This window comes from Conexibacter sp. DBS9H8 (assembly GCF_023330685.1).
Taxonomy (GTDB): Bacteria; Actinomycetota; Thermoleophilia; order Solirubrobacterales; family Solirubrobacteraceae; genus Palsa-465.
The window spans coordinates 3,198,261-3,223,330 of record NZ_CP097128.1 but is presented as its reverse complement, the minus strand read 5'-3'; the positions used below and the strand labels follow the sequence as shown (position 1 = coordinate 3,223,330).

General features: G+C 69.3%; 35 protein-coding genes. 34 read left to right on the top strand and 1 reads right to left on the bottom strand.

Annotated features, from left to right (window positions below):
- Nucleotides 1-4 precede the first annotated feature (4 nt).
- The 18 genes from rpsC to map all read left to right on the top strand — a co-directional run bounded on the left by rpsC (nt 5) and on the right by map (nt 11,029).
- A complete protein-coding gene (rpsC, locus tag M3M55_RS17680) occupies nt 5-1,480 on the top strand; it encodes a 30S ribosomal protein S3 (protein WP_371878709.1) in 1,476 nt (491 codons plus the stop codon).
- Nucleotides 1,481-1,894, top strand: coding sequence for a 50S ribosomal protein L16 (rplP, locus tag M3M55_RS15445; protein WP_249010397.1), 414 nt, complete (start codon nt 1,481-1,483; stop codon nt 1,892-1,894).
- 5 nt (nt 1,895-1,899) lie between these two features.
- On the top strand, nt 1,900-2,106 hold the full coding sequence (gene rpmC, locus M3M55_RS15440) for a 50S ribosomal protein L29 (RefSeq protein ID WP_249010396.1): 207 nt from the start codon (nt 1,900-1,902) through the stop codon (nt 2,104-2,106).
- A complete protein-coding gene (gene rpsQ / locus M3M55_RS17675) occupies nt 2,099-2,662 on the top strand; it encodes a 30S ribosomal protein S17 (protein ID WP_371878708.1) in 564 nt (187 codons plus the stop codon). The genes rpmC and rpsQ overlap by 8 nt, the downstream gene beginning before the upstream one ends.
- A gap of 21 nt (nt 2,663-2,683) precedes the next feature.
- Nucleotides 2,684-3,052, top strand: coding sequence for a 50S ribosomal protein L14 (gene rplN / locus M3M55_RS15430; protein ID WP_249010395.1), 369 nt, complete (start codon nt 2,684-2,686; stop codon nt 3,050-3,052).
- Between the two features lies 1 nt (nt 3,053).
- Nucleotides 3,054-3,377, top strand: a complete 324-nt coding sequence (rplX, locus tag M3M55_RS15425; RefSeq protein ID WP_249010394.1) for a 50S ribosomal protein L24 — start codon at nt 3,054-3,056, stop codon at nt 3,375-3,377.
- A complete protein-coding gene (gene rplE, locus M3M55_RS15420; RefSeq protein ID WP_249010393.1) occupies nt 3,377-3,979 on the top strand; it encodes a 50S ribosomal protein L5 in 603 nt (200 codons plus the stop codon). The genes rplX and rplE overlap by 1 nt, the downstream gene beginning before the upstream one ends.
- Nucleotides 3,980-3,994: 15 nt before the next feature.
- A complete protein-coding gene (locus M3M55_RS15415; RefSeq protein WP_249010392.1) occupies nt 3,995-4,180 on the top strand; it encodes a type Z 30S ribosomal protein S14 in 186 nt (61 codons plus the stop codon).
- A gap of 16 nt (nt 4,181-4,196) precedes the next feature.
- Nucleotides 4,197-4,604: a 30S ribosomal protein S8 gene (gene rpsH, locus M3M55_RS15410; RefSeq protein ID WP_249010391.1), complete on the top strand. Its 408-nt coding sequence runs from the start codon at nt 4,197-4,199 to the stop codon at nt 4,602-4,604.
- A gap of 86 nt (nt 4,605-4,690) precedes the next feature.
- The gene (gene rplF / locus M3M55_RS15405) at nt 4,691-5,224 is read left to right on the top strand and encodes a 50S ribosomal protein L6 (protein WP_249010390.1); all 534 of its coding nucleotides are present in this window, start codon (nt 4,691-4,693) and stop codon (nt 5,222-5,224) included.
- Complete coding sequence (rplR, locus tag M3M55_RS15400) at nt 5,221-5,574, top strand: 50S ribosomal protein L18 (RefSeq protein ID WP_249010389.1); 354 nt, start codon at nt 5,221-5,223, stop codon at nt 5,572-5,574. The genes rplF and rplR overlap by 4 nt, the downstream gene beginning before the upstream one ends.
- Before the next feature lie 48 nt (nt 5,575-5,622).
- Nucleotides 5,623-6,237 (top strand): 30S ribosomal protein S5, encoded by a 615-nt coding sequence (gene rpsE / locus M3M55_RS15395; RefSeq protein ID WP_371878707.1) that lies wholly within the window; start codon nt 5,623-5,625, stop codon nt 6,235-6,237.
- Nucleotides 6,234-6,422, top strand: a complete 189-nt coding sequence (rpmD, locus tag M3M55_RS15390) for a 50S ribosomal protein L30 (RefSeq protein ID WP_249010388.1) — start codon at nt 6,234-6,236, stop codon at nt 6,420-6,422. Before rpsE ends, rpmD begins: the two co-directional genes overlap by 4 nt.
- Nucleotides 6,419-6,976 carry a 50S ribosomal protein L15 gene (gene rplO, locus M3M55_RS15385; protein ID WP_249010387.1) on the top strand — a complete coding sequence of 186 codons (558 nt, stop codon included), beginning with the start codon at nt 6,419-6,421 and terminating at the stop codon, nt 6,974-6,976. Before rpmD ends, rplO begins: the two co-directional genes overlap by 4 nt.
- A gap of 20 nt (nt 6,977-6,996) precedes the next feature.
- Nucleotides 6,997-8,274, top strand: a complete 1,278-nt coding sequence (secY, locus tag M3M55_RS15380; protein WP_249010386.1) for a preprotein translocase subunit SecY — start codon at nt 6,997-6,999, stop codon at nt 8,272-8,274.
- Between the two features lie 116 nt (nt 8,275-8,390).
- On the top strand, nt 8,391-9,557 hold the full coding sequence (locus M3M55_RS15375) for an acyltransferase (protein WP_249010385.1): 1,167 nt from the start codon (nt 8,391-8,393) through the stop codon (nt 9,555-9,557).
- An 8-nt stretch (nt 9,558-9,565) separates the two neighbouring features.
- On the top strand, nt 9,566-10,231 hold the full coding sequence (locus M3M55_RS15370) for an adenylate kinase (protein WP_371878772.1): 666 nt from the start codon (nt 9,566-9,568) through the stop codon (nt 10,229-10,231).
- Nucleotides 10,232-10,252: 21 nt separating this feature from the next.
- Nucleotides 10,253-11,029 carry a type I methionyl aminopeptidase gene (map, locus tag M3M55_RS15365; RefSeq protein ID WP_249010383.1) on the top strand — a complete coding sequence of 259 codons (777 nt, stop codon included), beginning with the start codon at nt 10,253-10,255 and terminating at the stop codon, nt 11,027-11,029.
- Nucleotides 11,030-11,064: 35 nt separating this feature from the next.
- Here the strand turns inward: map and M3M55_RS15360 are convergent, their stop codons facing one another.
- Nucleotides 11,065-11,934, bottom strand: coding sequence for a thioredoxin domain-containing protein (locus M3M55_RS15360; protein WP_249010382.1), 870 nt, complete (start codon nt 11,932-11,934; stop codon nt 11,065-11,067).
- Between the two features lie 270 nt (nt 11,935-12,204).
- On the opposite strand from M3M55_RS15360, the gene rpmJ reads away from it, so the two are divergent.
- The 16 genes from rpmJ (at nt 12,205) to M3M55_RS17670 (ending at nt 24,913) form a co-directional block, all read left to right on the top strand.
- The gene (gene rpmJ, locus M3M55_RS15355) at nt 12,205-12,318 is read left to right on the top strand and encodes a 50S ribosomal protein L36 (RefSeq protein ID WP_249010381.1); all 114 of its coding nucleotides are present in this window, start codon (nt 12,205-12,207) and stop codon (nt 12,316-12,318) included.
- A gap of 4 nt (nt 12,319-12,322) precedes the next feature.
- Nucleotides 12,323-12,706 (top strand): 30S ribosomal protein S13, encoded by a 384-nt coding sequence (gene rpsM, locus M3M55_RS15350; RefSeq protein ID WP_249010380.1) that lies wholly within the window; start codon nt 12,323-12,325, stop codon nt 12,704-12,706.
- Complete coding sequence (gene rpsK / locus M3M55_RS15345) at nt 12,706-13,101, top strand: 30S ribosomal protein S11 (RefSeq protein ID WP_249010379.1); 396 nt, start codon at nt 12,706-12,708, stop codon at nt 13,099-13,101. Before rpsM ends, rpsK begins: the two co-directional genes overlap by 1 nt.
- Nucleotides 13,102-13,104: 3 nt before the next feature.
- Nucleotides 13,105-13,734 carry a 30S ribosomal protein S4 gene (gene rpsD, locus M3M55_RS15340; RefSeq protein ID WP_249010378.1) on the top strand — a complete coding sequence of 210 codons (630 nt, stop codon included), beginning with the start codon at nt 13,105-13,107 and terminating at the stop codon, nt 13,732-13,734.
- 112 nt (nt 13,735-13,846) lie between these two features.
- Complete coding sequence (locus M3M55_RS15335) at nt 13,847-14,848, top strand: DNA-directed RNA polymerase subunit alpha (protein WP_249010377.1); 1,002 nt, start codon at nt 13,847-13,849, stop codon at nt 14,846-14,848.
- A gap of 32 nt (nt 14,849-14,880) precedes the next feature.
- Nucleotides 14,881-15,234, top strand: coding sequence for a 50S ribosomal protein L17 (gene rplQ, locus M3M55_RS15330; protein ID WP_249010376.1), 354 nt, complete (start codon nt 14,881-14,883; stop codon nt 15,232-15,234).
- Between the two features lie 91 nt (nt 15,235-15,325).
- The gene (gene truA, locus M3M55_RS15325; RefSeq protein ID WP_249010375.1) at nt 15,326-16,084 is read left to right on the top strand and encodes a tRNA pseudouridine(38-40) synthase TruA; all 759 of its coding nucleotides are present in this window, start codon (nt 15,326-15,328) and stop codon (nt 16,082-16,084) included.
- A gap of 214 nt (nt 16,085-16,298) precedes the next feature.
- A complete protein-coding gene (locus M3M55_RS15320) occupies nt 16,299-16,790 on the top strand; it encodes a hypothetical protein (protein WP_249010374.1) in 492 nt (163 codons plus the stop codon).
- 35 nt (nt 16,791-16,825) lie between these two features.
- Complete coding sequence (locus M3M55_RS15315; RefSeq protein ID WP_249010373.1) at nt 16,826-17,707, top strand: YncE family protein; 882 nt, start codon at nt 16,826-16,828, stop codon at nt 17,705-17,707.
- Nucleotides 17,704-19,887 carry a hypothetical protein gene (locus tag M3M55_RS15310; RefSeq protein WP_249010372.1) on the top strand — a complete coding sequence of 728 codons (2,184 nt, stop codon included), beginning with the start codon at nt 17,704-17,706 and terminating at the stop codon, nt 19,885-19,887. Before M3M55_RS15315 ends, M3M55_RS15310 begins: the two co-directional genes overlap by 4 nt.
- Nucleotides 19,884-21,941 (top strand): DUF2079 domain-containing protein, encoded by a 2,058-nt coding sequence (locus M3M55_RS15305; protein ID WP_249010371.1) that lies wholly within the window; start codon nt 19,884-19,886, stop codon nt 21,939-21,941. The genes M3M55_RS15310 and M3M55_RS15305 overlap by 4 nt, the downstream gene beginning before the upstream one ends.
- 40 nt (nt 21,942-21,981) lie before the next feature.
- Nucleotides 21,982-22,800: a polyprenol monophosphomannose synthase gene (locus M3M55_RS15300; RefSeq protein ID WP_249010370.1), complete on the top strand. Its 819-nt coding sequence runs from the start codon at nt 21,982-21,984 to the stop codon at nt 22,798-22,800.
- Between the two features lie 110 nt (nt 22,801-22,910).
- Nucleotides 22,911-23,585 carry a hypothetical protein gene (locus M3M55_RS15295; protein ID WP_249010369.1) on the top strand — a complete coding sequence of 225 codons (675 nt, stop codon included), beginning with the start codon at nt 22,911-22,913 and terminating at the stop codon, nt 23,583-23,585.
- Nucleotides 23,586-23,597: 12 nt separating this feature from the next.
- On the top strand, nt 23,598-24,260 hold the full coding sequence (locus M3M55_RS15290) for an RES family NAD+ phosphorylase (RefSeq protein WP_249010368.1): 663 nt from the start codon (nt 23,598-23,600) through the stop codon (nt 24,258-24,260).
- Between the two features lie 15 nt (nt 24,261-24,275).
- A complete protein-coding gene (locus tag M3M55_RS15285) occupies nt 24,276-24,524 on the top strand; it encodes a CopG family transcriptional regulator (RefSeq protein WP_249010367.1) in 249 nt (82 codons plus the stop codon).
- Complete coding sequence (locus tag M3M55_RS17670) at nt 24,512-24,913, top strand: type II toxin-antitoxin system VapC family toxin (RefSeq protein WP_371878706.1); 402 nt, start codon at nt 24,512-24,514, stop codon at nt 24,911-24,913. Before M3M55_RS15285 ends, M3M55_RS17670 begins: the two co-directional genes overlap by 13 nt.
- Nucleotides 24,914-25,070 lie beyond the last annotated feature (157 nt).

The window sequence follows — 25,070 nt, the reverse complement described above, 5'->3', positions numbered from 1 at the left end:
GACCATGGGTCAGAAAGTTCACCCCGAATCCCTCCGTGTCGGGTACATCCACGACTGGAAGTCCAACTGGTTCAACGAGAAGAACTTCGCGGACTACCTGCACGAGGACACCCAGATCCGCGAGCACATCCTTGGCCGCCTGAGCCACGCCGGTCTGTCGGACATCACGATCCGCAAGAACGCGACGGAGGTGGAGGTCAACATCCACACCGCCCGTCCGGGCATCGTGATCGGCAAGTCCGGCTCTGAGGTCGACCAGCTGCGCCGTGATCTGCACCGGATCACCAACAAACAGGTGAAGGTCAACATCCTCGAGATCAAGCGACCCGAGCTGGACGCTCGGCTTGTCGCCCAGTCGATCGCCGAGCAGCTTCAGAACCGCGTCGCCTTCCGCCGTGCGATGAAACGCGCGCTCACGAGCGCGATGCGCTCGGGAGCCAAGGGCGTCAAGGTCCAGGTGTCCGGCCGGCTCGGCGGCGCCGAGATGGCGCGGACCGAGGGCTACTCCGACGGCCGGGTGCCTCTGCACACGCTGCGGGCGGACATCGACTACGGCTTCCATGAGGCGAAGACCACCTTCGGCCGCATCGGCGTCAAGTGCTGGATCAACAAGGGCGAGATCATGCCCGAGGGCTACACCGGCGCCGATCTCACGATCATGGACGAGCCGTCCCCGCAGGCCCCCGACCGCGGCGGCCGTGACGGCCGCGACGGTGGGCGCGGCCGCGGTGGACGTGGACGCCGTGACGGCGACGGTCCCGGAGCCGGTGGCCCCGGCGGACCCGGTCGTGGACGCGGCGGCGCGGCCCCTGGCCGTGGCCGTGGCGGCCAGGGCGGCGGGTACCGTGGCGGCACCGGTGGTGGCGCCGGCGGCGGCGGTGGATACCGCGGCGGCCAGGGCGGCGGGACCGGCGGACCCGGCGGCGGCGGTGGATACCGCGGCGGCCAGGGCGGCGGGACCGGCGGACCCGGCGGCGGCGGTGGATACCGCGGCGGCCAGGGCGGCGGCACCGGCGGACCCGGCGGCGGCGGTGGATACCGCGGCGGCCAGGGCGGCGGCACCGGCGGACCCGGCGGCGGCGGTGGATACCGCGGCGGCCAGGGCGGCGGGACCGGCGGACCCGGCGGCGGCGGCGGATACCGCGGCGGCCAGGGCGGCGGGACCGGCGGACCCGGCGGCGGCGGCGGATACCGCGGCGGCCAGGGCGGCGGCACCGGCGGACCCGGCGGCGGCGGAAACCGTGGCGGCCAGGGCGGCGGCGGTGGCTACCGCGGCGGCCAGGGTGGGACCGGCGGGCCGCGTGGACCCCGTCCCGAAGGTACCGGCGGCCCGCGTGGGCCGCGTCCCCAGGGTGGTCCGGGTGGTCCTCGCGGCCCACGGCCCGAAGGCGCTCCCCGCGGCCCTCGTCCCGAGGGCGGCGCGGGTGGTTCCGCACAAGGTTCCGACGGGGGCGCTGCGCCCCAGGGTGGTCAGTCCTAAATGCTTGCTCCTAAGCGTGTCAAGCACCGGAAGGTGCACCGTGGCCGCCGTGCGGGTCTCTCGCGCGGCCAGGTCAAGGTTCAGTTCGGCGAGTACGGGCTCAAGGCCCTGGACGCCGGCTGGATCACGAACCGCCAGATTGAGGCGGCCCGTATCGCGATGACCCGCAAGATCCGCCGTGGCGGAAAGGTGTGGATCAACGTCTACCCCGACAAGTCCTTCACCAAGAAGCCCGCCGAGACCCGGATGGGCTCGGGGAAGGGCTCGCCCGAGGGGTGGGTGGCCGTCGTCAAGCCGGGCCGGGTCATGTTCGAACTGGCCGGCGTGCCGGAGCCCCTCGCCCGTGAGGCGATGCGTCTGGCCGGCCACAAGCTGCCGGTTCGCACCAAGTTCGTACTGCGAGAGGACGGCTGAGGAAGATGGCAAAGCCTATCGAGCTGAGAGAGCTGCCTGAGGCTGAGCTGCGCGCGCACATCGCCACCGCGCGGCGGGAGTTGTTCGGGCTGCGGTTTCAGCACGCCACCGGCGAGCTCGAGAACACCGCCGGGCTCAAGGCGGCCAAGAAGGAGATCGCGCGCGCACTGACCGTCGCGCAGGAACGTGGAATCGAGATTGTGAATGGCTGAGGAAGACAACATCCAGACAGCGCCCGAGGCGCCCGCCGACACCGACACGGTGTCGGTCACGGCTGACGCGGCGCCCGCGCCGATCACCGCGGTCACCACCCCGAGCGAGCGCAAGGCCGCCCGTGAGCAGGCCAGGCTGGCCGCCTCCGGGGCACGCGACAGTCGCAGCGCGGAGGAACGCCAGGCCGAGCGGGACGCAGTGCGTCGCGACAAGGCGGCCGCCCGCCGCCGTGGACGTGAGCAGAGCCGCGCCAAGTACCGCGCCTCCGAGCACGAGCGCGTCCCGACGCCTGCGCGTGAGCACGTCGTCGGTCTCAAGAAGACCCGTCAGGGGATCGTCGTCTCTGACAAGGCGGCCAAGACGATCACCGTCCGGATTGACGTCGCCCGCCCGCACCGCAAGTACAAGAAGATCGTCCGTACGTCGATGACCCTGCACGCCCATGACGAGCGCAATGACGCCCGCATCGGTGACACGGTCGTCGTGCAGGAGAGCCGTCCGCTGTCGGCGACCAAGCGCTGGCGCCTGGTCGAAGTCGTCGAGCGGGCCAAGTAGCCCCAAGCGAGGACTTTTCCCATGGTTCAGAACGAAACCCGACTTAAGGTGGCCGACAACACGGGCGCCCGTGAGATCCTTGTGATCCGCGTGATGGGCGGCCACCGCCGCCGTTACGCCTTCGTCGGCGACACGATCAAGGCGACGGTCAAGCAGGCCAGCCCCCAGGGCTCGGTCAAGAAGGGTGACGTCGTCACCGCCGTCGTCGTGCGCACCAAGAAGGGGTATGGACGCGAGGACGGCACCTACATTGCCTTTGATGAGAACGCCGCCGTGATCATCGACAAGGACAACAACCCGCGCGGCACGCGCATCTTCGGCCCGGTCGCCCGGGAACTGCGCGAGCGCAACTTCATGAAGATCGTCAGCCTCGCCCCGGAGGTCCTCTGACATGCCGGCACGGATCAGAACCGGTGATCAGGTGATCGTCATCTCCGGCAAGGACAAGGGCAAGCAGGGTGAGGTGCTGCGCATCGACCCGGCCAAGGCCAAGGTCTACGTGCAGGGGCTCAACATGGTCAAGCGTCACCAGAAGCCTCAGCAGACGATGCAGGGGATGCAGGGCGGCGGCGTGATCGAGAAGGAGGGCCCGATCCACATCTCCAACGTGGCGCACGTCGACCCCAAGGACGGGAAGCCCACGCGCGTGGGGATCGAGTTCATCGACGGCAAGCGCCACCGCATCGCGCGGCGCAGCGGAGCAAGGATCGACTGATGTCACAAGCACGCCTGAAGACCCGGTACAACGAGCAGATCCGGCCTGCGCTGATCGATCGGTTCGGCTACAGCTCCCCGATGCAGGCCCCCCGCATCACCAAGGTCACCGTCAACATGGGCGTCGGCGACGCCAAGCAGGACTCCAAGGTCCTTGAGGCCGCCTCCGAGCAGCTGTCGGCGATCACCGGCCAGAAGCCGAACGTCCGCCGCGCCCGCAAGTCGATCGCCCAGTTCAAGCTCCGTGAGGGCATGCCAGTCGGACTGTCGGTGACCCTCCGGGGGGACCGCCAGTATGAGTTCCTCGACCGCCTCTTCTCGGTCGCGATGCCCCGGATCCGAGACTTCCGCGGCGTCAAGCCCGGCGGCTTTGACGGGCGCGGGAACTACAACCTCGGTGTCCGCGAGCAGACGATCTTCCCGGAGATCAACTACGACGAGATCGACGCGACCCGTGGTCTGGACATCGCCATCACCACGACGGCCGCCCACGACTATGAGGCCTACGCCCTCCTGGAACTGCTGGGGATGCCCTTTGCCAAAGACGGCAAGCGGCCTCTGCCTCCAGAGCCGGTCGGGACCGCCCAGGCCCGCGAGAACTAGGAATCAGAGAGAACCATGGCCAAGACCTCACAACGGGTCCGTCAAGCACGGCCCGCGAAGTTCAAGACCCGGGAGTACAGCCGCTGTCGCCGGTGTGGCCGCAGCCGCGCCGTCTATCGCAAGTTCGGCGTCTGCCGGATCTGCCTGCGCGAGCTCGCGCACAACGGGTACATCCCCGGCATGACCAAGAGCAGCTGGTAGGAAGCGGGATATCGATATGTCTATGACTGATCCCGTCGCGGATTTCCTCACCCGGCTGCGTAACGCCGCCAACGCCCAGCACCACGACGTGACGATCCCGTCCTCGAAGCTCAAGCGTGAGCTTGCTCGGATTCTCAAGGAGCAGGGCTACATCGAGTCGTTCGTCATCGTCCCGGCGGGTGCCGGCTTCCCGGGTGAGCGGATCACGATCACCCTGAAGTACACCAACGACCGTCGCCCCGTCATCTCCGGGATCCAGCGCGTGTCGCGTCCCGGTCAGCGCTACTACGTCCCCCACACCGCCATCCCGAAGATCCAGGGTGGTATGGGCACGGCGATCATCTCCACCTCCCAGGGTGTGATGACCGGCCATGAGGCGCGGGCGGCCGGCGTCGGCGGAGAGGTGGTCGCAAAGGTCTGGTAGCCGCCGCTGATCCCCGCGGTGCCACACCGCGGGGGCGGAACCCACGATCGAGCGTCCACTCACAACACAGACAAGAGAAACCGTACATGTCCCGAATTGGCAAACAACCGATCCCAGTGCCCGCAGGGGTGACTGTCCTGATCGAGCCTGAGCTCATCACCGTCAACGGCCCCAAGGGCGAGCTGCGCGAGCGCATCAAGCGCGACATCACCGTCACCCAGGACGGCGACCAGCTCGTCGTCACCCGGCCCACGGACCGCGGCGAGCACCGTGCCCTGCACGGGCTCACGCGGACGCTCGTGGCCAACATGGTCACCGGCGTCACCCAGGGATTTGAGAAGCGCCTGGAGATCCAGGGCGTCGGCTACCGAGCCGCGCTGAGGGGTCGTGACCTCGAGCTGCTGCTCGGCTACAGCCACCCCGTCAGCGTCCCCGCTCCCGACGGGATCGAGTTCGAAGTTCCCCAGCCGACCCGCATCACCGTTCGCGGTGCGTCCAAGCAGCAGGTCGGTGAGATCGCCGCCTTCATCCGCAAGCAGCGCAAGCCCGAGCCCTACAAGGGCAAGGGCATCCGCTATGAGGGTGAGTTCGTGGCCCGGAAGGTGGGTAAGCGCGCATGAGTGTCAAGACCAGTCAGGCGGCCCGGCTCAAGCGTCGGCGTCGCGTCCGGGCGAAGGTGTCCGGTACGGCCGAGCGGCCCCGGATCTCCGTGTTCCGATCCAACCGCGGCGTCTCCGCCCAGCTCATTGACGACGTCAGCGGCGCCACGCTCGCCGCGGTCAACTGGACGGAGCCCGAGTTCAAGGGCCTCAGCGGCGTCGAGCAGGCGGCCCGGGTCGGCGCGGTGCTCGCCCAGCGCGCCCAGGCCACCGGGATCAGCAGCGCCGTCTTTGACCGCGGCGGATACCAGTACCACGGGCGCGTCAAGGCGCTCGCCGACGGGGCCCGTGAGGGCGGGCTGAGCTTCTAGGTCCTCTAGGGGCCCATCCACCCACGCTACCCTGGACAGGCACATTCAATGGCATCACGTGAACGCACAGTTTCAGCAGCCGGATATGACTTGCAAGAGCGGGTCGTCGAGATCAACCGGGTCGCGAAGGTCGTCAAGGGCGGCCGTCGCTTCTCCTTCACCGCGCTCGTCGTGGTCGGAGATGAACGGGAGGTCGTCGGCGTCGGCTACGGCAAGGCCAACGAAGTTCCGGTCGCGATCCAGAAGGGCGTCGAGCAGGCGAAGAAGAACCTCTACCGGGTTCCCAAGCACGGCGCGACGATCACCCACCAGACGACCGGCATCTTCGGGGCCGGCCGCGTCTTCCTCAAGCCTGCGGCCCCCGGTACCGGGGTCATCGCCGGCGGTGGGGTGCGCGCGGTCCTCGAACTGGCCGGCATCTCCGACATCCTTTCCAAGAGCCTCGGCTCCCAGAACCCGATCAACCTCGTCAAGGCGACGATGGCCGGGCTGGAGTCGCTGCGCACCCCGGATGAGGTCGCACAGCTCCGCGGCCTCTCCGTCAACGCGGTGCTGGGCCTGAACCACAACCCCGAGGAGTCAGCGGGGGAGAGCCTGGAGGCGGATTCCGTCTCTGAGGAGAACCCCGCGGAAGCTCCCGTCGAGGAGACCGTTGAGGCATGAGTACGTCATCGACTTTGAAGGTCACCCAGTTCAAATCAAAGAACGGATCTGACCAGAGCCAGCTCGACACGCTGCGTTCCCTCGGCCTGCGCCGCATCGGCCAGACCGTGGAGGTTCAGGACAACGCCGCGACCCGCGGCATGTTGCACAAGGTCCGCCACCTCGTGGAGGTCCACGACTCATGAGCACCCCGGAAGAGATCAAGGCCGAGGACATCGGCCTGCACAGCCTCAGGCCCGCCCCCAACAGCCGGCGTCCGCGCAAGCGGGTCGGCCGGGGGGAGGGGTCGGGCACCGGCAAGACCTCCGGTCGTGGGCAGAAGGGCTACGGGAGCCGCTCAGGCTCGAAGGACCGGGCCCGGTTCGAGGGCGGTCAGATGCCCATTCACATGCGGATGCGCAAGCTGCGCGGCCCGCACATGAAGAAGTCGATGCCCTTTGAGCCGTTCCGGACAGAGACCCAGCCCGTCAACCTCGATGACATCGAGGCGCGCTTTGAGGCCGGCGCGGATGTCACCGTCGCGGCTCTGCAGGCGGCCGGTCTTGGCACCCGCAAGGGCGTCCCGATCAAGGTGCTCGGCCGCGGTGAGCTGACCAAGGCGCTGACCGTCCACGCCCACGGCGTCTCCAAGTCCGCTCAGGCGGCGATCGAGGCGGCCGGCGGCACCGTCGTCCTGGAAGCCATCAAGGCGCCTGCGGGCGTCTCCGGCGCCAGCGCCGGAGACGACGCCGGCGCCTGAGCCGAGGCTGCACCGCCGCCATGATCACGACCATCCTCGGTGCCTTCCGCACCCGGGAGATCCGCAACAAGGTCCTGTTCACGGCGGCGCTGCTCGCCCTCTACCGGCTCGGCTCCTACATCCCAGCCCCCGGCATCAACGCCGGCGCGGTCAACCAGATCCAGAAGGAGCTCGGCGGCCAGTCGATCCTCGGGCTGCTCAACACCTTCTCCGGCGGCGGTCTTGGCCGGATCGCGATCTTCGCGCTCGGGATCATGCCGTTCATCACGAGCTCGATCATCTTCCAGCTCCTGCAGGTCGTCGTCCCGTCGCTGGAGCAGCTGCGCAAGGAGCCAACCGGCCAGGAGCGGCTCGTCCAGTACCAGCGCTACCTGACGGTCGGGCTCGCCTTCGCCCAGTCGATCGGCTACGTCTTCCTGTTCCGCAGCTTCGAGACCCAGGCGGGCGTGACGCTGATCGCCAACTTCAACGTCGCGAAGGTGTTCCTGATCGCGATCACGCTGACGGCCGGGACGATCCTGCTGATGTGGTTCGGCGAGCTGATCACCCAGCGCGGGATCGGCAACGGGATCAGCCTGCTCATCTTCGCCTCCATCGTCTCCCGGATCCCGTCCGGGATCGCCTCCTGGTGGAACTCCAACGACTCGACGTTCAAGGTGATGATGCCCTTCATCGTCATCGCCGTCGTCGCTGCGATCGTGTTCGTCCAGGAGGGCCAGCGCAAGATCCCGATCCAGTACGCCCGGCGCCAGATCGGCCAGCGGATGGTGTCGGGGCAGCAGACCTTCATGCCGTTGCGGATCAACATGGCCGGTGTGATCCCGGTGATCTTCGCCGCGACCGTGATGACGATCCCCCCGACCGTCGGTCAGCTCATCGGACAGAACCGCCGGGGGTTCGGGACGTCGCTGTATGACTTCTTCGCACCCGGAGGCTGGCACTACGTCGTCGGGGAGTGCCTGCTGATCATCGTCTTCACCTACTTCTACACGGCCGTGACCTTCAACCCGGTGGAGCAGGCCGACGAGCTGCGCAAGGCCGGCGGGTTCATCCCCGGCGTCCGCCCGGGCCGTCCAACGGCGGAGTTCCTCGACCGCGTCCTCGCGCGCCTCACCCTGCCCGGCGCGATCTTCCTCGCCCTCGTCGCCGCGCTTCCGACGATCCTGATCGACCAGACCGGCGCAAACTTCGCCTTCGGCGGCACGGCGCTGCTGATCGTGATCGGGGTCGCCCTCGACACGATGAAGCAGCTCGAGGCCCAGCTGATGATGCGGAACTACGAGGGCTTCCTCAAATAGCCCTCGCCCGGCCCCCGGACCGGCCGCGATGGGTTGCGGGACACCGGCGCGGGGTTGAGCAAACCCTTCAGTTCACCGAACACTAACCTGATGCACATGTGGGTACCTCTGAGAGGGTGTCCCGTCCGGCAATGCCTCCCCGGCGACTGGGCCGCCGGCCCGTCCTCGACGGTGTCCGCGGCGTCGCGGTCCTCCTCGTCGTCGGTGAACACACCGGCCTGCTTGGGCATGGTTTCATCGGTGTTGACGTCTTCTTCGTCCTCTCCGGGTTCCTGATCACCACCCTTCTGTTGGAGGAGGCGGAGCGCGCGGGGCGGATCTCCCTGCGCAGCTTCTATCTGCGCCGGGCCCGGCGACTGCTGCCGCCCCTCGCCCTGCTCGGTGTTCTCGCCCTCAGCGTGGATGTCCTCGCCTACCGGCTCACCGGCTGGGGGATCGGTCTCAAGCTGCTCAGCACCGCCGGCTTTGCCAACAACTGGGTGGCGGCGCTCAACCTCGACCACGGCGGAGCGCTCGGCGCGCTCAACCCGACCTGGTCCCTGGCCCAGGAGGAGCAGTTCTACCTGCTCTGGCCCCTCGCGCTGATGCTCGCCCTCCGCCTCAGCTGGGGTCCGCGGCGCCTGCTCGGCCTGCTGCTCGTGGCGATCGCCGCCCTCCTCCTGCTCGGCCCCGTCCTCATCGGCGGACTGCCGCGCTTCAACGCGTACTTCTCGCCGCTGGACCGCGGCGCCGAACTGCTGCTCGGCTGTCTGGGCTCGCTGGTCTGGCGGTTCCGGATGCTCGACCTCCACGCCGGCCGTCGCCTCACCGAGCTGACGATGCTCGCCCTGCTCGGCGCGTTCCTGTGGCTGCTGCTCGGAGCCAACCCGGGGAGCCCCCGCGGCATCTATCTCGGCGCCGCGGCGCTCGCCCTCCCGGCGCTGATCCTGCTCGTGGAGGTGCCCGACACGCTCGTCGGACGGCTCATCAGCGCGGCGCCGCTGCGTGCGATCGGGCGGGTCTCCTACTGCCTCTACCTCATCCACCTGCTGCTGCGCAACCTGCTCGTCCAGGAGCTCGGGCCCCTCCCGCCGGTGGCGGTGTTCGCACTCACCCTCGCCACCGCCCTCCCGCTCGCGGCGCTCTCGGACCGGTTCATCGAAACCCCGATCCGGACGGGCAGGCGACCCGGCTGGTTCGCCGGTGAGGATCGCCGTTCCGGTCGGCCAGAGCCGGCCCGGGAGGGCCTCCGGCGCCTACCGGCGCATCGGCCCCGTACGAGCCCGATAAGATCGTCCGCCTGATGTCGGAGCTGAATCTCATTCTGATCGGTCCACCCGGGGCCGGCAAAGGCACTCAGGCCGACAAGTTGCGCGACGATTTCAAGTTGCCCTACGTCGCGACCGGGGAGATCTTCCGGGCCCACGTCCAGAACGAGACCGAGCTCGGGCGTGAGGTCAAGGCGATCATGGCCGACGGCGGCCTCGTCCCGGACGAGCTCGTGTTGGAGCTCGTCGCCAGCCGCCTCGACGAGGACGACGTCCAGGACGGCTTCATCCTCGACGGCTTCCCTCGCACGATCCCCCAGGCCGAGGCGCTGTCGGAGCGGCTCGAGTCCGAGGGCCGTCATCTCACCGCCGCCCTCCTCATCGACGTCCCTGATGAGGAGGTGATCAAGCGCATCTCCGGACGCCGGGTCTGTGTGAAGGCCGAACACCTCTACCACGTCGACTACGACCCGCCCAAGAACGACGGTGTCTGTGACCAGGACGGCAGCCGCCTGATCCAGCGCGACGACGACCGTCCCGAGGTCGTCCGCAACCGCCTGGCCGAATATCACGACAACACCGAGCCGCTGATCGCCTACTACGACGAGCAGGGCATCCTCCGCCGTGTCGACGGCACCCGTCCCCCGGTGGCCGTGCACGACCACATCCGCGCCGTCATCGCCACCCTGAAGCTCGAAGACAACGTCTAACCCGTCCGGCGGCGGTTGCCCGTGGCGATCATCACAAAGTCAGCGGCGGAGATCGACGCGATGGCCGCCGCCGGGGCGGTCCTCGTCCAGACGATGGACCTCCTCGCCGCGAAGATCCGGCCCGGGGTGAGCACGAGCGCCCTGGATGAGGCCGCCGAGAGATTCATCCGCTCCCAGGGCTGCGTCCCCGCGTTCAAGGGCTACCGTGGCTTTCCCGGATCGATCTGCGCGAGCCCCAACCACATGGTCGTCCACGGCATCCCCGGCCGCTACAAGCTCAAGCGCGGTGACATCCTCTCCGTCGACATCGGGGTCGTCAAGGACGGCTGGGTCGCCGACGCCGCCCGCACCTTCCCGGTCGGACCGATCTCCGCCGAGGCCCAGGCGCTGCTGGAGGTGACCGAGCAGTCGCTGCTGCTTGCCGTGCAGGAGTGCCGGCCCGGCCGTCACCTCGGTGACATCGGCCACGCCGTCCAGCGCCACGTCGAGGCCCACGGCTTCAGCGTCATCCGCACCCTCGTCGGGCACGGGGTCGGCCGGGCGATGCACGAGGACCCCCAGGTCCCCAACTACGGCCGACCGGGGGCGGGCATCCGGCTCGAGCCGGGGATGGTGCTCGCGGTCGAGCCGATGGTCAACGTCGGCACCCACACCGTCCGGGTCGACCGGGACGGCTGGTCGATCTTCAGCACGGACGGCTCGCTCGCGGCCCACTTCGAGTTCACGATCGCCGTCACGGAGACGGGGCCGCGGATCCTCACCCCCTGGCATGAGAGCGCCGGGAGCCGGGCCGCCTGAGGAGGCGGCCCGGCGTGGGCGTCTGGGGCCGGGCGTTAGGACTCGGCCTTGACGGCGTTGACCACCTGGGTGTAGGTGGGGATACCGGCGGTGACGAAGGAGAGGCCCTTCTTGCCGGACACGAGGACGCTCGGGGTCGAGGCGCCACCCGCGCCGGCCTGGACGTCGAGCTTCGTCCCCCGCGTGACGTCGGCCTGAACCTGGGCCTTGAGCGAGGACAGGGTGAGGTCGTGCTTCCACAGGCTGTAGTTGAGCCCGGGGATCTGCTTGGCGATCCCGTCCAGGTAGCTCTGGTTGACGTAGTTGGTCCCCTCCTGCCCCTGCTCGTTGTAGAACAGCTCGATGTAGTTCCACGCCTTGTTCTGCAGGCCGGCCGCGTAGGCCGCGACCTGCTGGGGCACGAACTCGTTCGGGGTGACGCCGTTGGAGGTCGCCGTGTCCAGGGCGTCATAGACGAACTTCGCCTTGCCGGTGCGGACGAGTGAGTTGATGATCTGGTCCTCCACCCCGCTGCCCGGCGTGCCGTTGGACGTGTTGACGTTGGTCGGGAGCGCGAAGGCGTCACAGACCGAACACTCGAGGTCGCCGTACTCGATGATCGTCACCGGTGCGTTGGGCTTCCCGAGCACGTTGTCTGACTCCTGGGGGATGCCGGCGAGCAGCGCGTTGACCCGCTGGTCGGTCGCGAGCGTCGTCTTGGAGGTGAGTTTGGTCGCCGCACCCGCGCTCGTGCTCTTGCTGGAGGAGCTGATCGCGATCGCGACGACCGCGACGACGACCGCGACGACGATGACGCCGCCGATCATCGCCAGGCGCTTGCGCCGGGCCTCCGCGGCGGCCTGGGCCTGCTCTTGGGCGAGGCGTTCGGCACGGAGTTGCGCCTTCTGTTCGGATCTGCTGGCCATGGTCGGTTAATCGTCTCCCGTGTATCTAAGAGTTGCGACAGAGCCCATCGGCCCCGCGTTGCGGTCCCGCTCCGCCTCCTGAACGTCTAGCATGAAGGGTTCGCTGGGGCGGCGCAGACGGCGACAAGCCTGCTGCTACTATCCCCGGATGCGTCGGCTGCGCGGTTTTTGCGCTGTCACCACATCCCAGCGCCGGTAGCGGCAGCCGCAACGGTTGCCAGAGCCGGGCCGGGATCCATTGTCACAAATCCTCACGACGAGAGAGACGACGTGAAAGTAAGACCGTCGGTCAAGCCGATGTGTGAAAAATGCAAGATCGTTCGCCGGCACGGTCGCGTGCTGGTGATCTGCTCCAACCCGCGACACAAGCAGCGGCAGGGCTAGCTCGATGGCGCGTATTTCAGGAGTGAACATCCCGCTCAACAAGCGGGTGGAGATCGGCCTCACCTACATCTTCGGCATCGGCCGGCCGACGTCGGGCAAGCTGCTCTCCGAACTCGGGATCGAGCCGGACCGCAAGGTTCGTGACCTCACCGAGGACGAGGTCGTCCGCCTCCGCGATCTGATCGACAATTCCCTGGTGGTGGAGGGCGACCTCCGCCGTGAGCGCAGCCAGAACATCAAGCGCCTCCAGGAGATCGGCTGCTATCGCGGCCTGCGCCACCGGCGTGGCCTGCCCGTCCGCGGCCAGAACACCAAGACGAACGCGCGTACGCGCAAGGGGCCCAAGCGCATGCAGGTTGCCGGTAAGAAGAAGGCGGGCAAGAAGTAATGCCCGCCGCCAAACGTCCCCGTGCGGGTCGGCGTCGAGTTCGCAAGAACATCCCCGTCGGGCAGGCGCACATCAAGACGAGCTTCAACAACACGATCGTCTCCCTCACCGACCGGGACGGCAACGTGATCGCCTGGGAATCCGCCGGCGGTGCCGGGTTCAAGGGTTCACGCAAGTCGACCCCGTTCGCCGCTCAGGTGACCGCGGATGCGGCTGCCCGCAAGGGGATCGAGCACGGCCTGCAGAAGGTCGAGGTCTTTGTCAAGGGTCCCGGGTCCGGGCGGGAGACGGCGATCCGTTCCCTGCAGGCGGCCGGGCTCGAGGTGACGGGCGTCAAGGATGTCACGCCCCAGGCTCACAACGGTTGTCGTCCGCGCAAGCGCCGGAGGGTGTAGAGAATGGCTCGAGATACGGGAGCTCAGTGCAAGCAGTGCCGGCGTGAGGGCCAGAAGCTGTTCCTCAAGGGCGAGCGCTGCCTCACCGACAAGTGCGGTGTCGAGCGGCGCGGCTACCCGCCCGGAGAGCACGGGCGCGGGCGCCAGAAGCAGTCCGAGTACCGGGTGCAGCTGCGCGAGAAGCAGAAGGCCAAGCGCTACTACGGCGTGTTGGAGAAGCAGTTCCGCATCTACTACGACAAGGCGTCGCGCCAGCCCGGGATCACCGGTGAGAACCTGCTGCGCGCCCTTGAGCTGCGCTTCGACAACGTCCTCGTCCGCCTCGGCTTTGCCGTCTCGCGCCGCCAGGCGCGCCAGTTCATCCTGCACGGGCACTGGACCGTCAACGGTCGCCGCGTCAACATCCCCAGCTACCAGCTCCGGGATGAGGACGTGATCGCGATCCACCAGGCCTCCGTCGACAGCAGCATCATTCAGGTGATCCGGGACGCGACCGAACTGACCGGTCAGATCCCCGCCTGGCTCCAAGCTGATCACGACGGCTTGACGGCCAAGGTGCTGCGTAAGCCCGAGCGTCGTGAGATCGCCGCTCCGGTTCAGGAGCAGCTGATCGTCGAGCTCTACTCGAAGTAATCCGATTTGAGGCGCGTGCGGGGCGTTCGTTGGCCGTCCCGCCGGCGCCGACTCTGCCGTCCGCCGGGCAGCGCGGCGGCGCCTTAACCACCACAGCTAGGAACACGCGCGAATGCTTGACTTCCAGGTCCCCAGAATCTCCACCGAGTCCGTCGAAGAGAACCGTGGTTCGTTCACGATCGAGCCGCTGGATCGGGGCTTTGGCTACACCTTCGGCAACTCCCTGCGTCGCGTCCTGCTCTCCTCGCTCGCCGGCGCCGCCGTCACGAGCGTCCGGATTGAGGGTGTCCAGCACGAGTTCTCGACGATCTCCGGGGTCAAGGAGGATGTCACTGACATCGTTCTCAACCTCAAGGGGATCGTCTGCCGCATGCACTCGGACGCGACCGAGGTTGAGGCCCCGCTCGTCGTGAGTGGTCCCGGTGAGATCACCGCCAAGGACATCGACCTTCCCTCCGGCGTGGAGATCCTCAACCCGGAGGCGCACATCGCGACCCTGGAGAAGGGGACCAAGCTTGAGGTGTACCTGACGATCGGACGGGGTCGCGGGTACCGGCCGGCGGAGGAGAACAAGTCTGCGGACCAGCCGATCGGCGTCATCCCGATCGACTCGATCTTCTCCCCGGTTCGCCGCGTCGCCTACAACGTCGAGCAGGCCCGGGTCGGCCAGAAGACCGACTTTGACAAGCTCACCCTCGACATCGAGACCGACGGCTCGATCGACCCGCACGCCGCGCTGCGCGAGGCGGCGGAGATCCTCATCCAGCAGCTGGCGATCTTCACGGATGAGGACGCGGTCCTGCGGATCCGGGAGGGGGCGACCGGAGCGGGCGCGCTCGACACCGGCATGCTCGGCGGGGTCCCCGGGGCCGGGGTCGCCAACGGCGCGCCCGGTGGCCGGACGCCCAACGCGATGGATGACATCCTGATCGAGGAGCTCGAGCTCGGGGTGCGTTCGTATAACTGCCTCAAGCGGGCGGGGATCCAGACCGTCGGTGACCTCGTCAACAAGACCGAGGGCGAACTCAACGCGATCCCGAACTTCGGCAAGAAGTCGATTGACGAGGTGATCGAGACCCTTCACTCGCGCGGCCTTGGCCTGCGTGAGGGCTGACCTCAGACCCCTGTTTCCACGGAGCGACCGACATGCGTCACCAGAAGAACCGCTATCAGCTGAGCCGCAGCGCCAGCCACCGCAAGTCGCTGCTGATGAACCTCTCCAAGGAGGTCATCGAGCACGAACGCATCGAGACGACTGAGGCCAAGGCCAAGGCCGTCAAGCCCGAGCTGGAGAAGCTCATCACGCTCGCCAAGCGCGGTGACCTGCACTCGCGCCGCCTCGCCCTGTCCGCCCTCGGCCAGGACAAGTTCACCGTGTACAAGCTCTTTGAAGAGGTCGCTCCGCGCTACAGCGAGCGGCCCGGCGGCTACACCCGGATCCTCAAGCTCGGCCCGCGCCGCTCCGACAGCACTGAGATGGTGCTGCTCGAGCTCGTCTGAGATCCAACCCGGCGCCCCGCGGAGTGCCTGGTCTGCGTCCGCCACGACGGGCGGACGCAGTCGGCGAGCCCTGACGGGCTCTTCTGCGCTGATGGCCACGACGCGCCTGATCATCGAGTATGACGGCGGCGGCTTCTCCGGATGGGCCGCCCAGCCGGGCGTGCGCACCGTCCAGGCCGAAGTCGAGGCGGCCCTGTCCGTCCTCCTCCCCGAGCCGGTCACCCTCACCGTCGCCGGCCGCACCGACCGGGGCGTCCACGCCCTCGCCCAGGTCGCCTCCTATGTCGGTCCGCCCGTCGCGGCCGACGGGCTCAACGCCCTGCTGCCCGCCGATGTCGCCGTGCTCGCCGTGGAGGCGGCCCCGGACGGGTTCAACGCCCGTTTTGACGCGACCTCGCGGGCCTACACCTACCGGGTGCTCGCCCGCCGGGGCCGTAGCGCCCTGCTCACCGGCCGTGTTCTGCACTGGAGCTTCCCGGTCGATCTCGACGCTCTGCACGCCTGCGCCGCCGCGCTGGTGGGTACCCATGACTTCCGCGCCTTCACCCCGAGCGACACCTACCACGTCCGCTTTGACCGTGACGTCTACGCGGCCGGCTGGGAGGTCCGCCCCGGCGGCGAGCTCGTCTTCTCGATCGAGGCCGACACGTTCATGCGCCACATGAACCGGATCCTCGTCGGCACGATGCTCCAGGTCGCCCGCCAGCACCGCAGCGTCGAGGACTTTCGCGCCCTCCTCACCGGCCGCCCCCGGGCCGAGGCCGGCCCGACCGCCCCCGCGCACGGCCTCTACCTCGCCGCGGTCGGGTACGGCGGGGCCCGGGTGCTCGGCGGCAGGGTTGACACCTGACGGTAGCCTGCAATACTCACATTTCGTGGTATCGGGACCGAGCGGGCAGTGGGGCGGTCACACGAGGTACCATCAATGACGATCAACGACGTCCGTGGCCAGAACGCCTTGGCTCGCGGAGGGAGGAAGTTCCTTGCGCCTTTTGACTGCACGTAGGCTCCGCCTGCTGGGCCCCTCAGCGGCGGCGATCGCCCTTGCCACCGCCGGTCCTGCCATGGCGGCCGGGTCCGGGTACGGGGGGACCGGCACTTCGAGCGGCACTCCGACCGGGTTCTCGGCGGTGCTCACCGTCAAGACCTTCGGGCCCAAGGGCGGGAGGTTCAAGGTCAGGCACGGCGGTGGCACCCTCGTCATCTCCGAGCCCAAGGGGGCGGCCAAGCACCTCCAGATCGCGATCACCGGCGGCAAGATCCCCGTCATCCGGCGGGACCTTCCCAAGTACCTGCAGCGCGACAAGATCATCACCGCCTTCGGGATCCAGCTGCGCCAGGGCGCCCGGTACACGTCGGTGAAGAAGCCCGTCACCGTCAGCTTCTCGAGCCGCGCGATCAAGAAGGGTGAGAAAGTTCTCGTCTTTGATACGAAGACCGGTCACTTCCGTGTCCTCGGGACCCCGCAGCGTAACGGCCACTTCGTGATCCGCCTCAAGGCCGGGGAGACGGTCGCGGTCGTCCAGACGCCGGCTCCCAAGAAGCACAAGAAGTAGTCGTCTCGTTCGGCGCCTCTGAGCGGTTGTCCTCGATGCGCGCTCGGGCGGTCACGCTTGCCGCTGCGGTGATGGCTCTCGCCATCACCGCCTGCGGCGGCGGTTCCGCCACCCCCACGGCGACCACCCGCGCCGCCGGGGTCAAGCCGATCCGGATCATCCCCGGTCCGGCGGGCCTGCGCTCGGCCGGCCCCCCTCAGCCGAACGGGACGATCTGGACGCTGAGCGGCAGTGGCCGAGTGCGGACCCTGCAGGCGCTCAGTCTCGCCACCGGGGACGCCCAGAAGGCGGTCGGGGCGCCTGCCAGCGCGACGGCGGTGGGCCAGTCGACGACTGGTCTGCTCGCCCTCGGGCTCGGCACCGCCTCCACCGGCGCGGTCGACATCCTCAACGGGGCCAACGGCACCGTCCAGGCGACCGTTCCGGTTGGCGCACCGGTCCGGGCCCTCGCGTTCGGCAACAACGGGGTCACCGTCTACGCCCTGGACGCCAACGCCAAGAGCGCGAGCGTGACGGTGATCGACGCCGCCACCCACAAGGTCACCAAGACCGTCCCCGTTCCGCTGGATGCGACCGCGCTCGTCCCCTCGACCAACCAGACGGCGGTGTGGACGGTCCAGCGCTCAGGCACGGTGCAGGAGACGTCCCTCGCCAACGGGCGCGCGATGGTTGCCTTCCCGGTCGGCGATCCCGGCATCGGGGTCGCGATCACGCCGTCGGGCAGCACGCTCTATGTCCTCAAGGGGACAGCCGCCTCGGCGAACATCGCCGTCGTCAACCTCGCCACCGAGTCCATCCAGAAGGTCCTTCCCGCCGCCGCGCACAGCGTCGGTCTCCAGCTCGCCCTCAACGGCAGCGAGCTCTATGACGTCGTCGGCGCGGGCAGTTTCGGGAACATCCAACTCCTGGCACCTTGACGGTGCTCTCCCTCTCCCGCCGGCCCGGCCGCGCCCCGTCCGGCGCGCCCGCGGGAGCCGGGAGCGCCGCTGACCCGGTCTGGTGGCAGCGGCTGCTGTGGCTGCTCGTCGCCTGTGCGTTGATCAACTGGTCAATCCAGATTCTCGGGGCGGCGACGAGCTTCACCTGGGTCGGTGTCCTCGTCGTCCTCGGCGGGGCCTGGGGCCTGGGAACCGCCGTGGTGGCGACTCTTCCCGCCCCGCGGCTCGCCCGGCTCGGCGCGCTCGGCGGAGTGGCCGGCTGGCTCACCGCCGGCGTGCTGATCGTCCTGTTCGTCGCCTGGACCTACGTCCAGGTCCGCAACGGCCCCGGGTACGGGACGGATGAGCTCGCCTTTGACCAGTACGCCGCCCAGCTCGCCGAGCACGGGCTCAACCCCTACGTCCACTCGATGGCGCCCGCCTTTGCCCTCTTTCAGGTCTCCCCGGACGGCTACTCCTACAACCTCGCCGGCCAGGCGGTCACCCAGCTCTCGTACCCGGCCCTCGCCTTCCTCGTCTACCTGCCCTTCCTCGCCCTCCACATCACCGGGCAGCTCGCGGTCGCCGTCAACGTCGGCGCCTGGGCGCTGACCGTCGTCCTCCTGTTCGCGCTCCTGCCCCGGCCGCTGCGGCCGGTCGCCCTGATCGTCGCGAGCGTCGCCGTCTACGGGTCCTATGCGGTCGGCGGCGTCACCGACGTTCTCTACCTGCCGTTCCTCGTCATCGCCGCCTACCGCTGGGACCGGTTCGGGGAGACCCGCCTCAGCCTGCTCGGCCCGGTCGCCCTCGGGTTGGCGATGGCGGTCAAGCAGACCCCGTGGCCGCTGCTGGCCTTCCTCGTCTGTGGGCTGGCCGCCGACACCTACGCCCGCGCGGGCGCGCGGGCGGCCCTGCGCCGCGCCGGCGCCTACCTGCTCATCAGCCTCGGCGCCTTCCTTCTGCCGAACCTCCCCTACCTGCTCAGCACGCCGGGGGCGTGGCTGCGCGGGATCGTCGTGCCGATCACGAGCCAGCTCGTCCCCGCCGGGCAGGGGGCGGTCGGCCTTACCCTGTTCGCCGGTGTCGGCGGCGGCTCCCTCAGCGCGTTCACCATTGCCACCGGGCTGCTCGGGGTCGTGCTGCTGCTCGTGTTCCTCGGCACCCGGCCGCTGCTGTGGCCGGCCACCTTCGTGCTGCCGTCGATCATCCTCTTCTTCGCCTCCCGCTCCTACGGCAGCTACCTCGTCTCCCTCCTGCCCGTCCTTGTCATCTCCGCCGCCACCGTCCGCCACGCTCCGGCATCGCGGGTCGCCTCGGAGTCCCCGGGCGAGCCGGCGGACGGGGGAGGGGTCCAGCCGCACTCGAATGTGGACGGAGCCCCGGAGGTGTCCACACCATCGCGCCGCCCCCGAGGACGACGGATCTGGGCGGCAGCGCTGCTCGCCGCGACGCTCGCCTTCGCCGCCGCCCTCACTGACGCGCTCGCGGCCGGGGCGCCGCTGGGCCTGCGGATCACCAGCATCCGCACGACCGGCCAGCTCGCCACGATCCAGCAGCTCACCCTCGCGGTGTCCAACCACACCGGCCGGCCGTTGCGGCCCGACTTCACCCTCGATGAGGGAGGCCAGGTGACGACCTTCTGGCTCCGCTCCGCGGGGCCGGCGGTGATCGCCCCCCACCACACCGCGAGCGTGAGCATCATCGCCCCGAACTTCCCAGCTCAGCCGCCGATCACCGGCGGCTTCTCCGTGATGGCGTTCACCCAGGGCCCGAACACGGTCAGCGTCACGGGTCCCTACATCCCCGCCAGCCTCCACCTTGCCCTGCTGCCGGCCGCCGTGAACGCTGAGATTCCCGTCGGGCGCGAGATCACCGTCCGCGCCCAGTTGTTCAACCACCTCGACGCACCGGTCGCCCGCGCCAACGAGCCCGTCTACCTCGGCCAGATCATCTACGACCAGGGAGGCCTGATCCTCTCTGAGGCCCAGATCAACAACGCCAACCCCGGCCAGACCCCGGTACGGGCCTACACGAACGCCCACGGCGTCGCGACCTTCCACATCCGCGACAGCCAGCCCGATCTCGAGCCCGTCTACTTTGAGGCCAACCTCGTGAACGCCACGAACTTCTACCCCTACGGCTACTCGAACATCCTCCCGATCCGTTTCATCGGCCGATGAGCACCCTCACCGGAGATCCAAACCTCGGCACCCAGGCCGCCACCGACCGCCCCGGCTGGTGGCGCCGGCGCCTGCACGCCTGGCAGACCGCCGAACCGCTCTCCCCGCCGCCGCGGTCTGAGTGGCCCGCCTCGGTGCACTGGGCCCTTGGGCTCGGCCTTGCGGTGATCGTCGCTCAGCTTATCGCGCTGTGTGCTTGGAGCGCGTTTGAGGTGCACCGCTTTTCTCTCACGCCAGATTTCACTACGTTTGCTCAGCCTCTCGCCCTGATCTTGCGGGGCGACCTCTCGCCGTATCTGTCGTACTTCGGCCATTCCTTCATCCGCGACCATGGCGTGTTCTTGGAGTACCTCCTGGCGCCCGTCGTCTGGCTTGGGCCCCATGCTGTGCTGATCAAGTGGGCTCAGGCTGCCGCACTCACCGGCGCTGAAGCGCTCGCACTTCTCTGGTTGACGGAAATCGTCGTCTCAGTTTCCCCAGGTTCGGATAGCAGCAGAATGAGCGCTCTCATCATCGGCGCTGCGGCGGTTGTTCTTGTCGCGAACCCGTGGACGTTCTGGGCGGAGGCGTTCGACGCACATGCAGGCACCTTCGCAACCCTCTGGGCGGTGGGCGCACTCCGCGCCGTCGCGCTCAATCGGAGATCGAGGTGGCTGTGGTTCGCTGCAGGCCTGCTGACCGGAGATGTGAGTACGAGCTACCAGCTTGCCGTAGGCATCGGCGCCTTGCTGAGCAGTCGCCGTACAGCGCAGACTGGTCTGGTGATGAGCATGGTCGCCGCCACTTGGTATGAGGGGCTGCACGTAGCGGGACTGACGTTGAGCAGTGGCGTTGGCATTTACGGGGATCTGCTGCCCGTGAAGGTTGGGCCGAGCAGCGCCCGTGGGGTCGATGTGGTTTCAGTGCTCACCGCGATGCTTGCCCACCCAGCTCGTGTGCTGCGCGTTCTCCAGGGCAATGCGGGGCGGCTGTGGGCCAACGTTTCTCCTGGCGGTGCGATCGGGGTCTTCTACCCGCCCGTTTTGCCGCTGGTTGTCCTGGCACTGGCAGAGAGTCAGCTCGCCAGTCCGTCGACTGGCTTCGCTCTTGCCGGCTTTCAGAGTTCGGTCCTATATCCGGTCATCACGGTCGGAACCTTCGCGCTGGCGATTCGGCTGCTCCGCGTCCACCATCGGGGCCTGGTTTACGTTCTCATCGCCGCGGTGTGTGTCAATGCTCTCGCATGGTCAGCTCTCTGGCTGCCGCAGTTGAGCGCAACCTGGGTTCGGGTTCCGGCGCCAGCGGCGCGGACTCTGGCTTCCGTACGGCGACGCATCGGGCCACAAGCCGAGGTCGTTGTTTCTGGAGGTGAGATTGGCGCGTTTGCGGATCGTCGGTGGGTGTTTCGCATCGCCCCCGGAGTCGGGGTTGTGCCCCGCAGGGCGCAGACGGTTTGGTTCATCGTCACGCCCTTGATTGGGATTGAGACCGCTCCGGTCAGCGCCTCAGACGGCCTGATCAGCCGCCTTGTCTCCACCCCCGGCGTCCACGAGGTCGCCGACGCGAATGGCGTCTGGGCCTTTCGCTGGACGCCACCTCCTTCCGTCCACACGATCCGCCTGACCGCCCCCGCGCGGGTTCCGGCGTGGACGGTGAGTGGCAGCGCGGGCACCGTCGTCCACCAGGGCCCCCCGGCTGACTGGTTCGTCGCGAGCAACGGCAAGCCGGGATATGTCGTTGCCCACGACTACTTCCGGGAGCTGCCGGGCACCTATACGGCCACCGCTCGCCTCGCCGCGTCCGGCCCGGTGCGGCTCGAACTGTGGAACGCCGACACCTCGACGCTGCTGGCCCGGACCGATTTCCCGGGGGCGAACACGCCGGTGACGGTCTCGGTGACCGGGGTGCTGCGCCACATCGCCCGACCGCACCAGTTCAGCGGCTTCGGACCCTGGTCCGAGCAACAGCCCCTTCCGGCCGGAGGGGACCAACTCGAGCTCCGGGTCTGGTCCCCGGGCGGCAATGATGCCGTCTCGGTCTACAGCCTGCTGCTGCACCGTGATGGCGGCCCCTGACCGCCTCGGTCCTCTCCCGGGCGGACCGCAACCACCCGTGATGAACGGCCCCGACCTCACAACCGCCGGGAATGACGCGGGCCCAGCAGGGACGGTGCCGCTGTGGGTCGTGATCCCCACCTACGACGAGGCGGAGAACATCGGCCCGCTGCTCACCGCGGTCGCCGAGGTGCTCGCGGTGGCGAGGCCAGCGGGGTTTCGGATCCTCGTCGTTGACGACGGCTCTCCGGACGGGACCGCCGAGCAGGCGCGGGCGGCGGCGAGAACGCTCGGGTGCGTCGAGGTGCTTGAACGCCCCGCCAAGGACGGGCTTGCCCGGGCCTACGTCGCGGGTTTCCGTCACGCGCTGGCCGCCGGGGCGGAGGTGATCGTGGAGATGGATGCCGACTTCTCCCACAACCCGGCGTACCTGCCCGATCTCCTTGCGGCGCTGGAGGGCGCCGATCTCGTGCTCGGGTCCCGGTACATCAGCGGCGGTGGGGTGACTGACTGGGGGCTCGGGCGCCGGCTCCTGTCGCGGGCCGGCAGCGCCTATGCGCAGCGAAGGCTCGGCCTCCCGGTGTGCGACCTCACCGGCGGCTACAAGTGCATCCGCCGGGAGGTGCTCGAGCGGATCGGGCTCGACGCGATCGCGGCGGACGGGTTCGGCTTCCAGATCGAGGTGACGGCGCTTGCCTGCCGGGCGGGCTTCCGGGTGCTGGAGGTGCCGATCGTATTCGGCGAGCGCCGGGCCGGGGCGAGCAAGATGTCCTGGCGCATCCCGCTGGAGGCGCTCGTGCTCGTCACCCGGCTGCGCCGGCGGCTCGCGCGCCTGGATGGCCCGCCGGAACTGAGCGAGCAGGTCACCGCGGCGGTGTAGCCGGGCGGCCGGTGGGCGGCGCGGCCCGGCAGGCCGCGCCGGCCATCACGGCCAGTGGGCCGGGTCGACCGACACTGTGGCTGCCGGGGGCTGTCGTATGATGACGACAGATGTCCGCCACTGGCTGTGATCTGCGCCAGCCCGCCGTGGTCGAGCGTGAGCTCGCCGGCGCGAACGCGCGGCTGGCCGGGAGCGCGGAGACCCCGGCGGCGGTGATCGGGCTCGTGGAGGACCTCGCCGACGCGATCGGTGCGGGGGACCGTTCGAGCGTCGCGACGGTCAACCCGTGGCTGTGGATCCAGGTGCAGGGGGCCGCCCTGCGCGCCCAGGCGGCGCTGCGGGAGGAGGATCCCGTCCGGCGGCGCGCGCTCCGTCTCGCCCTCGAGCAGCTCCGGTTCCTGTTCGCCCGGATCGCCGAGCGGGCCCCCGTCGGGGAGGCCGAGCCCGCTGGGGCGATCGCCCGCTGGCTGGAGGCGACGCTCGCGGCGGTGCCCCAGGCCCAGAAGGCGGCGCTTGTCGGGGTCAGCCCGCGCACCTACCAGCGCTGGATCGCCGCGGGTGAGGCCGTGCACCTCGGCGCCGAGGAGGAGCGGCGCCTGCGGGTGCTCGCCCGGCTCGTCAACCAGCTGCGCCACAGCCTCACCGCCCCCGGGGTCATCGACTGGTTCGACACCCCTCGACAGGACCTCGACGGTGCCGCTCCGGGCGAGCTGCTCGGCGACCCCGCCCGCCTCGAGGCCCTGCTCGGGGCCGCCGCGGCCTCCCGCGGCCACGTCGCCGCCTGAGCCCCAGCGGCGGTGCTTGAGCTGACGACCTTCCGCATCGCCAACTACGAGACGCCGCTGTGGGCGGTGGAGAACTTCGCGTCCGGCCGCTACAACGTCGCCGACCGTGGCCACACCCAGTACCTGTGCCTGCACCCGCTCACCCCGTGGGCGGAGATGCTGCGCAACGAGGACCGCCGCACACCGGAGCGCGCGGCGCTGATGCGCGCGCGGATATGGGTGATCCGGGCGACCCTGCGCGAGCCGCCGCTGCAGCTCAGCTTCGCCGGCGCCGCCGCCCACGGGCTCGCCCCCGCCGACCTGGTCGGCGATGACCACCAGCCCTGCCAGGCCCTCGCCGACCGGCTCCGCGCCGCCGGGGTGGAGGCCTTCCTCGCCCCGTCCGCCGCGCTCGCGGGCACGACCAACCTTGTCGTGCTCGCCCCCCGGGTGCTCTGCGGGTGGCAGCAGACGCCGATCGATGCGCTCGACTGGCCCGGCAGCGTCCTTGCCGACTCCGCCCACTGCCCGTCCGGGGTGCCCGCGCTCGTCCACCACCGCGGCGCCGGCGTGCCCCACCGGGCCCTGGCGGCGTGGGAGGCGGGCGCTGAGAACCGGTTGGAAGAGCGAATGGACCCATCTCACGTTTGGTCGACGGCGCCCGCGTCAGCGGCGCCGCCACCATACGAGAGGTAGGGTAAAGTCCGGGAGGTGATCAAGACAACGGTGTATCTCCCCGACGAGCTGCACCGTGAGCTCAAGCTCGCGGCGAGGGATCGCGGTACGAGTGAGGCGGAACTGATCCGCACAGCCGTCCGCCATGAGCTGCTCGGCGCGCCCGCGGGACAGGCTGAGCGGGCCACCCGTCGTGCCCGGCTGCTGCAGGCGATCGGGTCCTCGGATCCCGCCGTCTTCCCCCCGGGCTACCTCGATGACGTCCGCTCGGGTTGGCGCGGCTGATCGTCCTGGATGCGAGCGTCGCGATCGCGGCGCTCACAGCCGGCGATCCACACCATCGAGCGGCAGCTGGCGCGCTCGCGCGGGCGACCCATGATGAGCTGGTGATCGCGGCGACCACGCGCGCGGAGATCCTGGTCGGCCCGTCGGCTGCGGGGGCCGCCCAGTTATCGGTCGCCCGTGACTTCGTCGATGGGTGCGAGACCGTTCCGGTGACGTCCGAGATCGCGGACGCCGCCGCGCGATGGCGGGCCGCTCATCGGGCGCTCAGTCTTCCCGATGCCATCGCTCTCGTGGTGGCTGACCTGATCGACGCGGATGAGATCTGGACCTTTGACGCCCGGTGGTGCACGGCACATCCGCGAGTGGTCGTCCCAGCCGCACATCTGTGACGAGCCGCGTGTCCGCCCGCCGCTGTCGGCCGGACGGCCGCCCCGGGCGCGCTCGTGGTCGCCGGCGTGCTCGAAGTCGCGCAGCAGCGCCTCCAGGTAGGGTCGCTCGCGGTCAGAGGCGGCGGCCTGGCGGGGGGTGAGTCCGCCGAGGGCGGGG

What these genes read in the sequence shown, in the direction of transcription:
- rpsC (WP_371878709.1), top strand. Translation starts at nt 5, where the DNA reads ATGGGTCAGAAAGTTCACCCCGAATCCCTCCGTGTCGGGTACATCCAC.
- rplP (WP_249010397.1), top strand. Translation starts at nt 1,481, where the DNA reads ATGCTTGCTCCTAAGCGTGTCAAGCACCGGAAGGTGCACCGTGGCCGC.
- rpmC (WP_249010396.1), top strand. Translation starts at nt 1,900, where the DNA reads ATGGCAAAGCCTATCGAGCTGAGAGAGCTGCCTGAGGCTGAGCTGCGC.
- rpsQ (WP_371878708.1), top strand. Translation starts at nt 2,099, where the DNA reads ATGGCTGAGGAAGACAACATCCAGACAGCGCCCGAGGCGCCCGCCGAC.
- rplN (WP_249010395.1), top strand. Translation starts at nt 2,684, where the DNA reads ATGGTTCAGAACGAAACCCGACTTAAGGTGGCCGACAACACGGGCGCC.
- rplX (WP_249010394.1), top strand. Translation starts at nt 3,054, where the DNA reads ATGCCGGCACGGATCAGAACCGGTGATCAGGTGATCGTCATCTCCGGC.
- rplE (WP_249010393.1), top strand. Translation starts at nt 3,377, where the DNA reads ATGTCACAAGCACGCCTGAAGACCCGGTACAACGAGCAGATCCGGCCT.
- M3M55_RS15415 (WP_249010392.1), top strand. Translation starts at nt 3,995, where the DNA reads ATGGCCAAGACCTCACAACGGGTCCGTCAAGCACGGCCCGCGAAGTTC.
- rpsH (WP_249010391.1), top strand. Translation starts at nt 4,197, where the DNA reads ATGTCTATGACTGATCCCGTCGCGGATTTCCTCACCCGGCTGCGTAAC.
- rplF (WP_249010390.1), top strand. Translation starts at nt 4,691, where the DNA reads ATGTCCCGAATTGGCAAACAACCGATCCCAGTGCCCGCAGGGGTGACT.
- rplR (WP_249010389.1), top strand. Translation starts at nt 5,221, where the DNA reads ATGAGTGTCAAGACCAGTCAGGCGGCCCGGCTCAAGCGTCGGCGTCGC.
- rpsE (WP_371878707.1), top strand. Translation starts at nt 5,623, where the DNA reads ATGGCATCACGTGAACGCACAGTTTCAGCAGCCGGATATGACTTGCAA.
- rpmD (WP_249010388.1), top strand. Translation starts at nt 6,234, where the DNA reads ATGAGTACGTCATCGACTTTGAAGGTCACCCAGTTCAAATCAAAGAAC.
- rplO (WP_249010387.1), top strand. Translation starts at nt 6,419, where the DNA reads ATGAGCACCCCGGAAGAGATCAAGGCCGAGGACATCGGCCTGCACAGC.
- secY (WP_249010386.1), top strand. Translation starts at nt 6,997, where the DNA reads ATGATCACGACCATCCTCGGTGCCTTCCGCACCCGGGAGATCCGCAAC.
- M3M55_RS15360 (WP_249010382.1), bottom strand. Translation starts at nt 11,934, where the DNA reads ATGGCCAGCAGATCCGAACAGAAGGCGCAACTCCGTGCCGAACGCCTC.
- rpsM (WP_249010380.1), top strand. Translation starts at nt 12,323, where the DNA reads ATGGCGCGTATTTCAGGAGTGAACATCCCGCTCAACAAGCGGGTGGAG.
- rpsK (WP_249010379.1), top strand. Translation starts at nt 12,706, where the DNA reads ATGCCCGCCGCCAAACGTCCCCGTGCGGGTCGGCGTCGAGTTCGCAAG.
- rpsD (WP_249010378.1), top strand. Translation starts at nt 13,105, where the DNA reads ATGGCTCGAGATACGGGAGCTCAGTGCAAGCAGTGCCGGCGTGAGGGC.
- M3M55_RS15335 (WP_249010377.1), top strand. Translation starts at nt 13,847, where the DNA reads ATGCTTGACTTCCAGGTCCCCAGAATCTCCACCGAGTCCGTCGAAGAG.
- rplQ (WP_249010376.1), top strand. Translation starts at nt 14,881, where the DNA reads ATGCGTCACCAGAAGAACCGCTATCAGCTGAGCCGCAGCGCCAGCCAC.
- truA (WP_249010375.1), top strand. Translation starts at nt 15,326, where the DNA reads ATGGCCACGACGCGCCTGATCATCGAGTATGACGGCGGCGGCTTCTCC.
- M3M55_RS15320 (WP_249010374.1), top strand. Translation starts at nt 16,299, where the DNA reads ATGGCGGCCGGGTCCGGGTACGGGGGGACCGGCACTTCGAGCGGCACT.
- M3M55_RS15315 (WP_249010373.1), top strand. Translation starts at nt 16,826, where the DNA reads ATGCGCGCTCGGGCGGTCACGCTTGCCGCTGCGGTGATGGCTCTCGCC.
- M3M55_RS15305 (WP_249010371.1), top strand. Translation starts at nt 19,884, where the DNA reads ATGAGCACCCTCACCGGAGATCCAAACCTCGGCACCCAGGCCGCCACC.
- M3M55_RS15300 (WP_249010370.1), top strand. Translation starts at nt 21,982, where the DNA reads ATGAACGGCCCCGACCTCACAACCGCCGGGAATGACGCGGGCCCAGCA.
- M3M55_RS15295 (WP_249010369.1), top strand. Translation starts at nt 22,911, where the DNA reads ATGTCCGCCACTGGCTGTGATCTGCGCCAGCCCGCCGTGGTCGAGCGT.